The 13,737-nt window shown below is 35.2% G+C and carries 17 protein-coding genes and 1 pseudogene; 9 read left to right on the plus strand and 9 right to left on the minus strand.

Going from position 1 to position 13,737, the window contains the following annotated elements; genetic code table 11:
* A partial coding sequence (locus BAU23_RS22055) for an aminopeptidase (protein WP_000654728.1) occupies window positions 1-1,093 on the minus strand: 1,093 nt, incomplete at its 3' end.
* 187 nt (window positions 1,094-1,280) lie between these two features.
* Between BAU23_RS22055 and BAU23_RS22060 the strand changes: the two genes are divergently transcribed.
* The 5 genes from BAU23_RS22060 to ccpA all read left to right on the plus strand — a co-directional run bounded on the left by BAU23_RS22060 (window position 1,281) and on the right by ccpA (window position 5,834).
* A complete protein-coding gene (locus BAU23_RS22060; protein WP_001197724.1) occupies window positions 1,281-1,790 on the plus strand; it encodes a DUF948 domain-containing protein in 510 nt (169 codons plus the stop codon).
* Window positions 1,791-1,792: 2 nt separating this feature from the next.
* A complete protein-coding gene (ytxJ, locus tag BAU23_RS22065; protein ID WP_002067603.1) occupies window positions 1,793-2,119 on the plus strand; it encodes a bacillithiol system redox-active protein YtxJ in 327 nt (108 codons plus the stop codon).
* Window positions 2,120-2,231: 112 nt separating this feature from the next.
* Window positions 2,232-3,248: a CamS family sex pheromone protein gene (locus BAU23_RS22070; RefSeq protein WP_033656793.1), complete on the plus strand. Its 1,017-nt coding sequence runs from the start codon at window positions 2,232-2,234 to the stop codon at window positions 3,246-3,248.
* Window positions 3,249-3,485: 237 nt separating this feature from the next.
* Entirely contained in the window at window positions 3,486-4,559 is a 1,074-nt protein-coding gene (locus BAU23_RS22075) for a bifunctional 3-deoxy-7-phosphoheptulonate synthase/chorismate mutase (protein WP_000168131.1), read from the plus strand.
* A gap of 276 nt (window positions 4,560-4,835) precedes the next feature.
* Complete coding sequence (gene ccpA / locus BAU23_RS22080) at window positions 4,836-5,834, plus strand: catabolite control protein A (protein WP_001103287.1); 999 nt, start codon at window positions 4,836-4,838, stop codon at window positions 5,832-5,834.
* A gap of 34 nt (window positions 5,835-5,868) precedes the next feature.
* On the opposite strand, the gene BAU23_RS22085 is transcribed toward ccpA, so the two are convergent.
* The 3 genes and pseudogenes from BAU23_RS22085 to dhp61 all read right to left on the minus strand — a co-directional run bounded on the left by BAU23_RS22085 (window position 5,869) and on the right by dhp61 (window position 6,861).
* The gene (locus BAU23_RS22085; RefSeq protein WP_000271417.1) at window positions 5,869-6,231 is read right to left on the minus strand and encodes a DUF4288 domain-containing protein; all 363 of its coding nucleotides are present in this window, start codon (window positions 6,229-6,231) and stop codon (window positions 5,869-5,871) included.
* A gap of 15 nt (window positions 6,232-6,246) precedes the next feature.
* Window positions 6,247-6,483, minus strand: a complete 237-nt coding sequence (locus BAU23_RS22090; RefSeq protein WP_000637886.1) for a DUF3949 domain-containing protein — start codon at window positions 6,481-6,483, stop codon at window positions 6,247-6,249.
* An 82-nt stretch (window positions 6,484-6,565) separates the two neighbouring features.
* Window positions 6,566-6,861 (minus strand): annotated as a pseudogene (dhp61, locus tag BAU23_RS22095) (protein Dhp61).
* A 151-nt stretch (window positions 6,862-7,012) separates the two neighbouring features.
* Here dhp61 and BAU23_RS22100 point away from each other — a divergent pair.
* Window positions 7,013-7,285 (plus strand): DUF3917 domain-containing protein, encoded by a 273-nt coding sequence (locus BAU23_RS22100; RefSeq protein WP_071735162.1) that lies wholly within the window; start codon window positions 7,013-7,015, stop codon window positions 7,283-7,285.
* A gap of 47 nt (window positions 7,286-7,332) precedes the next feature.
* Here BAU23_RS22100 and mscL read toward each other — a convergent pair whose 3' ends face one another.
* From mscL to BAU23_RS22115, 3 genes are all read right to left on the minus strand, one after another.
* On the minus strand, window positions 7,333-7,734 hold the full coding sequence (gene mscL / locus BAU23_RS22105) for a large-conductance mechanosensitive channel protein MscL (protein ID WP_000266994.1): 402 nt from the start codon (window positions 7,732-7,734) through the stop codon (window positions 7,333-7,335).
* 128 nt (window positions 7,735-7,862) lie between these two features.
* On the minus strand, window positions 7,863-8,789 hold the full coding sequence (locus tag BAU23_RS22110) for a Gfo/Idh/MocA family protein (protein ID WP_071735163.1): 927 nt from the start codon (window positions 8,787-8,789) through the stop codon (window positions 7,863-7,865).
* A 79-nt stretch (window positions 8,790-8,868) separates the two neighbouring features.
* A complete protein-coding gene (locus BAU23_RS22115) occupies window positions 8,869-9,549 on the minus strand; it encodes an ankyrin repeat domain-containing protein (protein ID WP_000475138.1) in 681 nt (226 codons plus the stop codon).
* A gap of 149 nt (window positions 9,550-9,698) precedes the next feature.
* On the opposite strand from BAU23_RS22115, the gene BAU23_RS22120 reads away from it, so the two are divergent.
* The 3 genes from BAU23_RS22120 (at window position 9,699) to BAU23_RS22130 (ending at window position 12,256) form a co-directional block, all read left to right on the plus strand.
* Window positions 9,699-11,153, plus strand: a complete 1,455-nt coding sequence (locus BAU23_RS22120; RefSeq protein ID WP_000023835.1) for a sensor histidine kinase — start codon at window positions 9,699-9,701, stop codon at window positions 11,151-11,153.
* A gap of 1 nt (window position 11,154) precedes the next feature.
* Window positions 11,155-11,844 (plus strand): response regulator transcription factor, encoded by a 690-nt coding sequence (locus BAU23_RS22125; protein WP_000821764.1) that lies wholly within the window; start codon window positions 11,155-11,157, stop codon window positions 11,842-11,844.
* A 121-nt stretch (window positions 11,845-11,965) separates the two neighbouring features.
* The gene (locus BAU23_RS22130) at window positions 11,966-12,256 is read left to right on the plus strand and encodes a hypothetical protein (protein ID WP_071735164.1); all 291 of its coding nucleotides are present in this window, start codon (window positions 11,966-11,968) and stop codon (window positions 12,254-12,256) included.
* 92 nt (window positions 12,257-12,348) lie between these two features.
* Here the strand turns inward: BAU23_RS22130 and BAU23_RS22135 are convergent, their stop codons facing one another.
* A complete protein-coding gene (locus BAU23_RS22135) occupies window positions 12,349-12,762 on the minus strand; it encodes a VOC family protein (protein ID WP_016130341.1) in 414 nt (137 codons plus the stop codon).
* Between the two features lie 56 nt (window positions 12,763-12,818).
* A complete protein-coding gene (locus BAU23_RS22140; RefSeq protein WP_000269875.1) occupies window positions 12,819-13,682 on the minus strand; it encodes an alpha/beta fold hydrolase in 864 nt (287 codons plus the stop codon).
* Window positions 13,683-13,737 lie beyond the last annotated feature (55 nt).

Below are 13,737 nucleotides of genomic sequence, written 5' to 3' on the forward strand. Positions count from 1 at the left end.
AAGCTTCTAATTCAGGAACAACAAAACGTCCGTCTTTACGGATTAGTACGTCGTCGAAGTAAATTTCGCCGCCGCCGTATTCAGGGCGCTGGATGCATACTAAATCCCAATGGATGTTAGAGTTGTTGCCGTTCCATGCATCGTCGTAAGCTTGTCCAGGAGTGAAGTGGAAGCTGCCATCGATTTTTTCATCGAATAGAATGTCTCCCATTGGATGCAAGATGTATGGGTTTACGCCGATTGCGAACTCACCAACGTAGCGTGCGCCTTCGTCTGTATCGAAGATTTTGTTAATGCGTTCTGAATCGTTTGCAGTTGCTTCAACGATTTGGCCGTTCTCAAACTTAAGTTGTACATTTTCAAATGTATAACCGTTGTAAGGAGATGGTGTATTGTAAGAAACTGTACCGTTAACAGAATCGCGAACTGGTGCAGAGTATACTTCACCATCTGGAATGTTTAAATGACCTGAGCATTTAATAGCTGGAATGTCTTTAATAGAGAATGTTAAGTCAGTTCCAGGACCAGTTAAGCGAACTTTATCTGTTTTATTCATTAATGTAACAAGGCTATCCATCGCCTTATCCATTTTACCGTAGTCTAAGTTACAAACTTCGAAGTAGAAGTCTTCGAAAGCTTCTGTGCTCATTTTAGCAAGCTGCGCCATAGAAGCATTTGGGTAGCGAAGAACAACCCAGCGTGTTTTTGGAACGCGGATGTCTCTATGAACTTTTTTGCCAACTGTTTGGCCATGAACTTTCATACGTTCACTTGGAACGTCAGCTTGTTCGTTAATGTTATCACCAGAGCGAAGGCCGATATAAGCGTCCATATCTTTCATTACGCTCGCTTCATATGCAGCGATTTGTTCGAAATGTTCTTCAGTAGCACCCATTAATAAAGAGCGATCTACTTGATGATCTTTTAAAGAAACGAATGGGAAACCACCAGCTGCATATGCTTCTTTTACAAGTGCAGTTACAAGTTCTTTTTGTAAGCCAAAGTTTTCAATTAATACTTTTTCGCCTTTTTGTAAGCGGATAGAGTAGTTAATTAAATTGTATGCTAACTTTTCAATGCGTGGATCTTTCATATGTAAAGCCTCCCTACTAATTATGTATCCTTTCCTATTGTAACCTACTTAGTGGAATTTGTTGAATCATTTATGTTAAAGTTAACGAATAAGTATGAAAATTCTAATGAAAAGATAGGGATTAGAACGAAACGGAAAATGATTGTATAATGAGAGAAAGTATGAAAAAGATAAAGGAAGTGATGAAATGCAAGTTCTTCTATATGTAAGTGCGGCTATTATCGCGGTTGCTTTCGCTGTATTAGTAGTGTATGTATGCAGAACATTGTTATCGGTTCAGAAAACGTTAGAAAACGTTGCGAGCACGTTAGAAGGTTTAGAAAAGCAAATGCAAGGAATAAGCGTAGAGACGGAGCAATTATTACATAAGACAAATGCGTTAGCTGATGATATTCAACAGAAGTCACAGTCGTTAAATAAAGTAGTAGAAGGTGTGGATGGAATCGGAACGACGATTCACTCTTTAAATACGAAGCTTCGCAATGTATCAGAGTCTGTTACGGACGAAATTGAAAATAATGCAGATAAAGTAGCACAAGTTGTGCAATGGAGCAGTGCAGCAATTGAAGTATACAACCATTACCGTGCTACGAGACAAGAAAAAAAGATTGAAAAAGAAGAGCGTAAACTTGAGAAAGCTGAGCAGAAGGCTGAAAAGAGAGAGAAACGCTCTAGACTTCGCATGAGAGGTGAGTAATGATGAGTATGATGAAGATTGAAACAATTGAAGAACTTGAAGCGTTAGTAGAAAAGAACGAGCCTTACGTTCTTTTTAAACATAGTACGACATGCCCAATTAGTCACGGTGCATATACAGAGTTTCAAGCGTATTGTGGTGAAGAAAGAGAAGTGCCAGCATATTACTTATACGTACAAGAAGCGAGGGATGTTTCGAACCATGTTGCAGAGCAGTACAGCATTAAGCATGAATCTCCGCAAGTGCTATACATAAAAGATGGAATGGTAGTATGGCATACATCGCACTGGAATATTAAAAAAGAAGCTTTAGAAGAGAATGTAAAATAGGGGGAGGCAAGCGAAGGGCTTGCTTCTTTTTTATTTTGTTGCAATATATTTATGGTACACTATAGATACATTAAAACTAAGTAAATTGAATTTTGAAAGTGGGTTTGAAGCAATGAAGAAAATGGCGTTATTCATCGCAAGCTTAAGTTTATTACTGGGGGCTTGCAGCAATAATACTATTGAGAAGAAAGATGAAGTTGTACAGAAAGATACGAAAGAAAAAAGTATGATTCCAAGAACTGCTGTTTCTAAGGATTACTATAGAACGGTTATTCCTTTAAAAGAACAAAAGGTAATTAATACAGTTAATGTTAAAACTAATTCTAAACTAGATTTAGCAGAATATGAAAATGGTTTAATGAATATTGCTTCAAAACAATTCGATACAGAAAATTACGTATTACAATTAAATCAATATATTCCAGAGAAAACAATTGATGAATTAGTTACGAAACAAGAAGCACCGGTTTTGACTAATATTATAGAACAGGACTACTTCGGCAAACAGAATTCAAATGAACTAAGCTTATCTGGTGTTGTTATTGGTTTAGCCATGTCTTCAAGTGTATCTAATGAAGAAGCTATTTCTAAAGGTACTGCAGTTGCCAAGCAACTTATAGAAGCTATTAATAAAAATGATAAATATAACAAATCTTCAATTACGTTTGCTATATTTAAGCAAGAAAGCACAAGCTCTTTAAAGAATGGTACTTATATTTCAAGCGCTACTGTTCAAAAGAACGAGACTAACCTTGGAAATTGGGATACTATTGATGAAAAGTCGTATTCGTATCCTTCTCAAGAATTTGAGGCGGCACATGGAGAAGATAATGATAAGCTAAAGGATTTTTCTAAAGCAATGAAGGCATTTTCTCCAGGAGATTATATCCCTGTTAATGCTAAGATTTCTTATAAGCAAAATAAGATGGATAAATTAAAGATGGATATTGTCGTTAAATATAATGGTAAGTCAGAATTAATGGCGCTTTCTCAAATGGCTGCTCAAAGTATGTTAGAAAAATTCCCTAAAGATGCTAAAGTTCAATTACAGATAAAGTCTGAGAATAAAATCGAGGCTGTTATTATAAAAGAGAAGAACAGCGATAAACCGTTCGTTTCTTTCCTATAAAATAAAAAAAGACAGTTTTTAAGCTGTCTTTTTTTATTTTATAAATTTTCCGGAATACAGTAATTTAAATTTACACTACGGATTTTCTGCTTTCTTATGATGCTATTTCCACGTCTTTTTTCTATCTTTTTCATACATTATTCTATGTTGTATATCGTGTGACAACCTCGTATGTATCAGCTATAATAAGTTATCTTAAAAAAGTTAATGAAGAAATTTAAAAGAGGTGGCTTTCTTATGGCATCACAAGAATTAGATCGATTACGTTCTAGCATCGATCAAATCAACCTACAATTATTAGAATTATTGAATGAAAGAGGCCGTCTCGTACAAGAGGTTGGAAACTTAAAAGAAGTACAAGGTGTGAAAAGTTTTGACCCTGTACGTGAAAGAGAAATGCTGAATTTAATTGCGGAGAATAATAATGGTCCATTTGAAACATCGACCTTACAACATATTTTTAAACAAATTTTTCAAGCTGGTTTAGAACTACAAGAAGACGATCATCGCAAAGCGCTACTTGTTTCTCGTAAGAAAAAAGCAGAAGATACGATCGTGGAGATTAATGGAGAGAAAATAGGAGATGGAAACCAACATTTTATTATGGGACCATGTGCTGTAGAAAGCTATGAACAAGTAAGCCAAGTTGCAGAAGCAATGAAAGAGCAAGGTCTGAAACTAATGCGTGGTGGTGCTTTCAAGCCTCGTACATCTCCATATGATTTTCAAGGTCTTGGATTAGAAGGATTGCAAATTTTACGCCAAGTTGCAGATGAATATGATTTAGCTGTTATTAGTGAAATTTTAAATCCGAATGATATTGAAATGGCATTAGATTATGTTGATGTTATTCAAATTGGCGCTCGCAACATGCAAAACTTCGAGCTATTAAAAGCAGCTGGTGCTGTAAATAAGCCGATATTATTAAAGCGTGGTTTATCCGCAACAATTGAAGAATTTATTAATGCGGCAGAATATATTATGGCAGAGGGGAATGGTAATATCATTTTGTGTGAACGAGGTATTCGCACATATGAAACAGCAACGCGTAATACGCTTGATATTTCCGCTGTGCCAATTTTAAAGAAAGAAACACATTTACCCGTCGTTGTCGATGTAACGCATTCTACAGGGCGACGTGACCTTCTATTACCAGCTGCAAAAGCGGCTATGGCAATTGGTGCTGATGCTATTATGGCTGAAGTACATCCGGACCCAGCGGTTGCATTATCAGATGCAGCACAACAAATGGATATTCCAGAATTCAATGAGTTTATGAAAGAATTAAAAGCATTCGGAAGTAAATTATAAAAAGATTTTTTAGTCTATGTAGCCCTTGTTACATAGACTTTTTACAAAAATTGCCCTTTTTTGCATAAAAAATACGAAAATACGAGAAAAGAAGCGAATTTTTTCGAAACTTTTGCGGGAAAATATTGTATGAGCCTGCGTTTTTATCGTATCATTAGTAAAAGGAAGAACTCGGGACGATTGTTGGCATCTGCAAATAGAGTTGATGTCTTTTTTTCATTCAAGTGAACCGATACATAAAAATAGATAACATAAATAGAAGGAGTGTGCGAAAAGATGAACGTAACAATCTATGATGTAGCTCGTGAAGCAAATGTTTCAATGGCTACCGTATCACGTGTTGTGAACGGTAACCCAAATGTAAAGCCTACAACAAGAAAGAAAGTATTAGAAGCAATTGATCGTTTAGGATACCGCCCAAATGCGGTAGCACGTGGACTAGCAAGTAAGAAGACAACTACAGTGGGTGTTATTATTCCTGATATCTCAAATACGTTTTATGCAGAACTTGCTCGTGGAATTGAAGATATCGCAACAATGTACAAATATAACATCATTTTAAGTAACTCTGACCAAAACAAAGAGAAAGAGTTCCATTTATTAAATACGATGCTTGGAAAACAAGTGGACGGAATTGTTTTCATGGGTGAAGATATTACAGACATTCACATTGAAGAATTCAAAAAGTCTCCAGTACCAATTGTATTAGCAGCGTCATTTGATGATCAAAATGAAACGCCATCAGTGAACATTGATTATACACAAGCAGCTTACGATGCGATGAAGCACTTTATTGAGCAAGGACATAAGCGTATCGGTTTCGTCTCTGGTCCTTTCATTGATAAAGCGGGAAGCGCGAAGAAGTTACAAGGTTATAAAAAAGCTTTAGAAGAAGCAAGTATTTCATATGATGAAAATCTTGTAATCGATGGAGATTACACATATGATTCAGGTATCGAAGCATTCGAAAAGCTTTGGAGCAGTGATGAAAAGCCAACAGCAATCTTCGTATCTTCTGATGAAATGGCACTAGGTGTAATCCACGCAGCACAAGACGCTGGATTAAACGTACCAACTGATGTAGAAGTGCTTGGCTTTGATAACACACGCCTTGCATTAATGGTACGCCCGCAGCTTTCAACAGTTGTACAACCAATGTATGATATCGGTGCAGTAGCAATGCGTCTATTAACAAAGTATATGAACAAAGAAAAAGTGGAAGATCACACTGTTATCTTACCTCACCGTATCCAATTTAGAGATTCAACGAAGTAAGAATAAAAAAGCTCACAGCAATTGCTGTGAGCTTTTATTCATATTCAGGGTAGTATTTTTTTACTACTGTATCTACAGTTTCATTTTTCTTAACATGTAAAAATCTTGCGTACAATTCTTTTCCTGTATCAAATGGCGTATCGTCTAACTCGAAAACATGAAGCACTTTTCGAAATTTCCACGTTACTTGCTGAGCGTACATATTATCGTACGTATCTACAGATTGTATAGCTACCTTTTCCCCTAGTTCATGAGCCTCTTCTAAACTGTTTGCTTTAACGAGAATAATACTTTCTTCAAAAAGCGTATCGTGATTCTCTTCATAATGCTCATCCATTTTACTAGGATTAGGCTCACCTGAATGAACAGATTCAAACAATAATTTTACAGCGTACATATGAGAGTGTTCTCCTTATGCTTGATGTTTTACTCTATAAACAATACTTGCTACAAGTGAGGCTGGTATTGTAAATATATTACTTTGATAATGATAATGTATTTGGGACTCTTCATAAGACATTTTGTCGTAAAGTTCATCTTGCGAAACGTTCATTTTCTCCTGCTTTGTCTTAAGTATCTTAATATAGTTGTACTGTATTGGAACGAGAATGATGAAATAGGCTAATACAATTAGTGAAATCCAGATCATTATGAACACTCCCTTAAAAAGAAAATTTGCATGCACTAATCATATCAATTTATAGAAAAAATAACCAATTTTTCAAAGTGGATTAATTCTCTTCCCAAAAAGCGAAAAGTTCTTCGGGATTTCGTAAATTATGTTCGAGGCATGTTTGTGCAGTGCGTTTAAAACTTTGTACTAAATGCTCTAACCTAGAAGGATCATATTGCTTTACATTGCCAGCTACAATCGTTTCACCCTTATCCAAGTTAAGTGATATTTTTAGCAAAACTATATTTGTTGCTACTTGTACAACTTCGATATAAAAAACGTTTTGTCTAAGTCGATTGTAATATAATCGAATCGCTCTACTTGTTTAAAATATCCCACAATATTATCTTCCAAATGAAACCTCCTTATTTTATTGGATTATATTGTAAGGTGTTCGCTATAGATGGGGTTATTCCTTGTTATATGTCACACAAGTGCAAATTCACCTATTATAGGGCAATGTCATGTATAATAGAAAGAAAAGGCTTGTGAGGGGGGAGAAGAGATGATCGTTCTTTGGATAATTACGCTTTGTATGACTGCTATTTTTGCATATATGACGTTAAAACAAAATGGCTTAAAGCGATTTGTTCCAGGAAGTATTCTTGCAGGAATCGCCCTTATCACGTATGTAATTTCAATTTTTACTGAAATTATTTCGATAGATTTAAGTACGAGCTTAATGTTTATTGGTATTACACTATTTGCAGGTAGCATTATGGTACTGATGGTTGCAGGTATTATTATATTTATTCATATGAATTCGGAAACGTTATAGCATAAAAAAAGGCATGTCCCTAAGGGGCATGCCTTTTGTCCGTTCAATTATGCTCTATCTTTAGAAGAATTTTGTTGTTTTAGTAAATCGCGAATTTCGCCAAGAAGTTCTTCTTCTTTTGTTGGTTCTGGAAGTTCTTCTTTCTTTTCTTCTTCTTCTCTTTTAGATGTTAGTTTGTTGAAAACTTTAACAAACATAAAGATAGCAGCTGCAATAATTAAGAAATCAAAAATAGTTTGGATGAAGTTACCATACATAATAGATGATTTACCGAATGAAATTTTTAAATCTGTAAAGTCAACGCCGCCTAATACCATACCAAGTAATGGTGTGATGATATCTTTTACTAAAGAACTAACGATTTTACCGAATGCAGCACCGATTACAACCCCGACAGCTAAATCAATTACATTCCCTTTGAACGCGAATTTTTTAAACTCGTTCCACATGTGTCAATCCCATCCTTTCCACGATTCATTATGAAATTTATAATTCCTATCAACATATTCTATAGAAATTTGGAAGAGAAATAAAGAGGAAATGGGAATGAAAGTAAATTCTGAAAAATGTATCCGTTTTAATTTTTATTTACATTCTCCAGTAGAGATTGCAACAGTTGCTGCGTTTTTAATGCTTCTAATCCATCTACAACAGGCTTTGTATTTCCATGTACACATTCGATAAAATGATGAACAGCATCTTCAAAACCACGTTGTTTTAACGTCGTATCCCATGACGGGGAACCGCTTTGTGAAAACGAGTTTTCCTGTTCAATTTCAAATGTATTCATATTTTTTACACGAATGATTTTCCCTGTCGTTACAAGTTCAATTTGCTCTAAATTTGTACCTGCATGGCGATGCATCGCTGTAGAAAGTAATAGTCCATTTGAAGTTGTATATGTATGATGCCCGTAAAGAAGTTCATTTTTTTCATTGATTTGCATCATATTGTGAACGACATTAAGGTCATCATTAGCTAACCAGCGAGCAGTATCTACAATATGTAAGTAATCATCTAACATAGTAAAGTCATACGTATATGGCCCCACTTTATTTGTGCGGTGCTTTTCAATTCGAATCCATGAAATATCATGAGCTTGCTCTTTGGCAGCAACGTACATAGGAACGAATCGGCGATTAAATCCGACCATTAACTTTCGGTTATACTTCTCGCTCAACTCGACTAGTTTCTCAGCTTGTTCAATAGTAGCAGCTAGCGGCTTATCAACATAAACGTCGATTCCTTTTTTCAGAAGTTCAGAAACGATTTCATAATGTGTAGCAGTTGAACTATGAACGAAGATTGCATCGCATTCCGAAGCTAACGTTTCAATAGAATGAAAGTCTTGAATACGGTATTGCTGGCAAACTTGTTTCCTTTTCTCCGCGTTAGGTGTAAACGCCCCTACAAAATCCCAATCTGTTTCTTTTGTAAGTGTTGGAAGATAGGCTTTTTGTGCAATACTTCCAAGTCCAATCATCCCAATTTTAGGTTTGTTCATGTTTATTCCCACCCTATTAATATTAATGTAACGGGTTAAATGTAGCATAGGGTGGGGGAGGAAGGCAAAAAATAGCTTTTTATTTACGTCCGTCTAACAAAATCTTCTCTATCTCTTCAAAGTTATGAGCGCGAGCGTGCTCTAGTGGGGTAACACCATCGTTGTCTGGAATATTTACATCAGCACCGTGCTCGATAAGAAGGCGAATGACTTGTTGCTGTGTTTCGTTTCCGTTACTTAGTACGATGGCTTCCATTAAAGCGGTCCACCCGAGATTATTTACATGGTTAACATCAATAGTTGTTCGCGTAAGGAGTTCTTTAATAACATCAATATAGCCATGTTCTGAGGCGGGGATAAGGGCTGTTCCACCGTAACGATTCGTAAGCGATGGATCTGCGCCGGCATCAATCGTTAGTTTTAAAATATCGAAGTAACCTTCTGCACCGGCGTATAGAAAGGGATTGTTTTTCATATCGTCTTGGATATTTACGTCAGCCCCTGCTTCAATAAGCGCTTTTGCAGTTTTTACATCATTTTTGTATGTAGCAATCATAAGAGGGGTACGTCCTTTATTGTCTTTTATATTCATATCAGCCCCTTTTTTGAGTAACGATATAACAGTATTCGTTTCTTGTTTTTCAGTAGCTGCTAGTAGCGCTGTCTCCATGTTTGTCATCTCCTTTTTAACTTCTTGTTCTTGCGAGCAACCTTGCAAAAAAATTACGCAACAGATCATGCTTAATGTTTTTTTGAACATGGAATTTCAACCTCCTTATTTCAACTGTAAAAGAAGAACATTAAATTTTTATAAACTGACGCTAAAATTACTATAAAATCGCTTGAGTATTTGAACATATATTTTTATGCTTATGGGAAAGAAGGTTTGTTAAAGTGAGGATGTAAGAAATGTCTATTAAAACAAGATTTTTATTCTCTTATATTGCTGTTATTCTCGTTTCCATTATGCTCATATTAGTCGCGGGATTTTTAATTGTTTTTTCCATAACAGGAGACTTGGAATCAGTGAAAAATTTCTATAAAAGTTCCTATATTCAAAAGCCGCTTACGCCCGAAGAAGAGAATACGTATATTGAATTGAAATTAGCGGCAAAGAAAAATCAATCTCAACTATTAGATGAATCGTTCGTTTCATCACTTGAAAAAGAAGGTGTGAAAATAGTTGTAAGAAAGGGAGAAACCATTTCTTATGCTACAAAAATATTTGAAAGTGTATCTTTAAAAGAAGCCCTTCCGAAATTTGAATCAGCAAATATTAATAGTCGTGGTACAACGGAACTAGGCGATACATTTTATCGATATGTAAAATTTGATTTTTATTTTCCTGGGGATGAAGAAGGGAGTATATTTGTACTAAAAAGGCAAAGTTCATTTGTCGATCTTACACAAAAGTTATTTCCGATTTTGTTCGGAGCGCTTTTACTGTTAGCCATTTTACTCATAGGGCTATTAAGTTATTTCGTCTCAAGAAGTGTGATAAAACCAATTTTTGTACTGAAAGATGCGACTGGGAGAATTAAAGAAGGGGATTTGGATTTTCAAATTCCAGTTACATCCCATGATGAAATCGGGCAATTAAATCAAGGGTTTGAGGAAATGAGGAAGAGATTAAAAGAGTCGATTGAGGTGCAAACGCAGTATGAAGAAAATCGAAAAGAGCTCATTTCAAACATATCTCATGATTTAAAAACACCGATTACATCTATTATTGGATATGTAGAAGGTATAAAAGATGGAGTCGCAAATACGCCAGAAAAAATGGATAAATATTTAACGACCATTCATACGAAGGCAAAGCATATGGATACACTCATTGATGAGCTCTTTTTGTTTTCAAAGCTTGATTTGAATCGAGTTCCTTTTCAGTTTGAAACGATAGAGTTAAACGTGTTTATGCAAGAATTATTAGAAGAGATGCAGATGGATTTAAGTGAGGAAGGTATAGAAGTACATTTACAATTACATTCATCACCACTATATGTAACGGCTGATTGCGAAAAGATAAATAGAGTGATATCAAATTTAATTCATAATAGTGTGAAATACATGGATAAAGAAGAGAAGAAAATTACTGTAACGGTATTGAGTGATAACAATAAAGTTATTGTAAAAGTGATGGACAATGGATCAGGTATAGAAGCTGATACGCTGCCGTATATATTTGAGCGGTTTTATCGTGCAGAGCAATCGCGAAATTCTAGCACAGGTGGAAGTGGACTTGGCTTAGCGATAGCGAAGCAAATTGTTGAAGAACATGGCGGAGAAATTTGGGCGGAAAGTAAGCTTGGGGAAGGTACAAGTATTTTCTTCTCATTGAAAAAAGTACAGGAATGTGGTGAGTAGAATGAAGAGAATTTTACTAGTAGAAGATGAAATAAGTATTGCAGAATTACAGCGAGATTATTTAGAAATTAGTGATTTTCAAGTCGATGTAGAGCATTCAGGAGAAATAGGTCTACAAATGGCTCTTCAGGAAGACTATGATTTAATTATTTTAGATATTATGCTTCCGAAAATGAACGGTTTTGAAATTTGTAAACAAATACGTGCTATCAAAGATATTCCAATTTTACTTGTTTCAGCAAAGAAGGAAGATATAGATAAAATTCGCGGACTTGGTTTAGGGGCGGATGATTATATAACGAAACCGTTTAGCCCGAGTGAATTAGTAGCAAGAGTAAAGGCGCATATTTCTCGTTATGAAAGATTATCAGGAAATGTGAGTAAGCAACGCGATACGTTGTATATCCATGGGATTTCTATCGATCAGCGAGCGAGAAAAGTTTTTATAAACAATGAAGAAATCGCGTTCACAACGAAGGAATTTGATTTACTAACATTCTTTGTAACGCATCCAAACCAAGTATTAAATAAAGAACAGTTATTTGAACGTATTTGGGGACTAGACTCAGCTGGCGATTTAGCCACTGTCGTTGTTCACATTAGAAAGCTACGTGAAAAAATTGAAAGAGATCCTGCTCACCCGCAATATATTGAAACAGTATGGGGAGCTGGTTATCGCTTTAACGTGTAATGTACCTGCCGAGTAATTGGCAGGTTTTTTGTTGTTATCTGGACTAAAAGGGGTAAATAGGTAATTTATGTTAAAATATAAAGAGAGATAGAACATAGGAGAGTATGAGAGGGCGTGCTACATTTTGGGAGATACATTAAAAGATAATAAATTAAACAAGGCTTTAAAGATTGGAACGAATATCGTACTTATTTTATTAATTATCGGTGCAATACAAATGTTTTACGATAAAGATAATACAAATGATCATTTCGGTTGGTTCTTTTTTGCGATCTTTTGGGTAATTAAAAGTATTTCTAGCTCTAAGGTAAGCTTAAAAGATAGAGATAAAAAGTCAGTATTACTTGATGTAGGTTTAGTTGTTATTTCTTGTGTTCTTTTAGTTGTTTTTAGTGTGAAATATTTCTTTTGAAGGTTAATATATTCATTAACGAGGCTTTAATGGAATAAGCCTCGTATCTTTCTATGTTATTTAATACTTACGTTTGATTGTAAAAAATCACTCTATATTAGGTATTTTTCTTTGAAAATAGGACTTAATTCACTCCAAACATCAAATTTATTACCATCTAAATCATAAAAAACAAAATTCTTCCCAACATGCCCTCTGTTTTCAATCTCCCCAACTAGAATTTCCTTTTCAATAAATTCACTATGAATTGATTCTAGTGCATGTAATCCGTTAACTTCGAATGTTATAGAAAAGCGTTCTTCACCGTGAAAATCAAAAAAATTTAAGGTTTGATTATCTTGGGATTTAACTAGAAAAAAGCTTTGATTTGCAAAGTTAATAATAGCTTTGTCTTCGTCTTTAAAGTGCAACTCTGCTCCCAATTTGTTCACATACCAATTTGAAGAAAGTTCTACGTTGGTAACTGGAATATAAGTCGTTCCAACTCTTAATAATTTTTCTTTCATCCTATTTTCCTCCTTTAGCAAAACAGCACTAATAAACTTGTTCTCTCTTCCTAGACTTATTGCCTTTGTGAGTCCTTAATTTTCTTTTTAATCCCAAAAAATTCTTGAGTAATAGAAGTAAACCGACTGGCTTCTTCTAAAAAAGGATAATGGTTACTGTCCTCAAACGGCACAAAAATAGAATTAAGAATGCCCTCATGCATTTCGATAGAATATTGAATTGGGCACTGCACATCGTGTCTTCCGCAAATAATTAGCATTTTTATGTTGATAGAAGGTAAGTACTTTCTTAAATCAAATGAAGGATATTCTTGAGAGAAAGCGTTCATCCGGCTAACAGACATTGTTTTTTTGATTGGTTTACAAAAATAAGAGTTGTAGTTTTCAGGTTTATACAATGATAATTTTGTTCTCTTAGTAGATAGTTCTTTTCGTTCTTCATTTGTAAGATGAGGGTCCTTCAAGTTTTCGATGAGTTTTTGCATATAATGAAACTGAGGATGTTCTGGATGATAAATACAAAATGGTGTTTCGGTATAGTTACTTGCTGCGGCTCCGACAACGACTAATGATTGTAAGGAATTTGGATATGTAATCGCGTATAAAAGCCCAAGCATACCGCCTGTTGAATGACCAGCGAAATGCCATGTAGGAAGTTGTGAAGCTTCTCTTATTGCTTCTAAGTCGTGAATCGTTTCAATCATACTTAATTCGTTTTCTACTTTGGCTTTTACAGAGTTACCAGCATCTCGTAAATTAATGAGGAATACACGATGTGTAGAAGTGAAAACATCTGCAAAGTAATCGCCAGTTTCATTAAATTGTGAATAGTGATGTGTAATACAAAGCGTTTCGCCATTTCCTTTTGTAAAGAGTTCAAATGTGCCACGTTTCGTGTGGATCATTTGTTGTGTCCACATAATATCACTACCTTTTCTTATACGAGTTGGGCCAGTCCGTTAGTAACTGAAATAT

This window comes from Bacillus nitratireducens (assembly GCF_001884135.1).
GTDB lineage: Bacteria > Bacillota > Bacilli > Bacillales > Bacillaceae_G > Bacillus_A > Bacillus_A nitratireducens.

Coding starts and splice junctions, on each gene's coding strand:
- BAU23_RS22060 (WP_001197724.1), top strand. CDS start 1,281: ATGCAAGTTCTTCTATATGTAAGTGCGGCTATTATCGCGGTTGCTTTC.
- ytxJ (WP_002067603.1), top strand. CDS start 1,793: ATGAGTATGATGAAGATTGAAACAATTGAAGAACTTGAAGCGTTAGTA.
- BAU23_RS22070 (WP_033656793.1), top strand. CDS start 2,232: ATGAAGAAAATGGCGTTATTCATCGCAAGCTTAAGTTTATTACTGGGG.
- BAU23_RS22075 (WP_000168131.1), top strand. CDS start 3,486: ATGGCATCACAAGAATTAGATCGATTACGTTCTAGCATCGATCAAATC.
- ccpA (WP_001103287.1), top strand. CDS start 4,836: ATGAACGTAACAATCTATGATGTAGCTCGTGAAGCAAATGTTTCAATG.
- BAU23_RS22085 (WP_000271417.1), bottom strand. CDS start 6,231: ATGTACGCTGTAAAATTATTGTTTGAATCTGTTCATTCAGGTGAGCCT.
- BAU23_RS22090 (WP_000637886.1), bottom strand. CDS start 6,483: ATGATCTGGATTTCACTAATTGTATTAGCCTATTTCATCATTCTCGTT.
- BAU23_RS22100 (WP_071735162.1), top strand. CDS start 7,013: ATGATCGTTCTTTGGATAATTACGCTTTGTATGACTGCTATTTTTGCA.
- mscL (WP_000266994.1), bottom strand. CDS start 7,734: ATGTGGAACGAGTTTAAAAAATTCGCGTTCAAAGGGAATGTAATTGAT.
- BAU23_RS22110 (WP_071735163.1), bottom strand. CDS start 8,789: ATGAACAAACCTAAAATTGGGATGATTGGACTTGGAAGTATTGCACAA.
- BAU23_RS22115 (WP_000475138.1), bottom strand. CDS start 9,549: ATGTTCAAAAAAACATTAAGCATGATCTGTTGCGTAATTTTTTTGCAA.
- BAU23_RS22120 (WP_000023835.1), top strand. CDS start 9,699: ATGTCTATTAAAACAAGATTTTTATTCTCTTATATTGCTGTTATTCTC.
- BAU23_RS22125 (WP_000821764.1), top strand. CDS start 11,155: ATGAAGAGAATTTTACTAGTAGAAGATGAAATAAGTATTGCAGAATTA.
- BAU23_RS22135 (WP_016130341.1), bottom strand. CDS start 12,762: ATGAAAGAAAAATTATTAAGAGTTGGAACGACTTATATTCCAGTTACC.
- BAU23_RS22140 (WP_000269875.1), bottom strand. CDS start 13,682: ATGTGGACACAACAAATGATCCACACGAAACGTGGCACATTTGAACTC.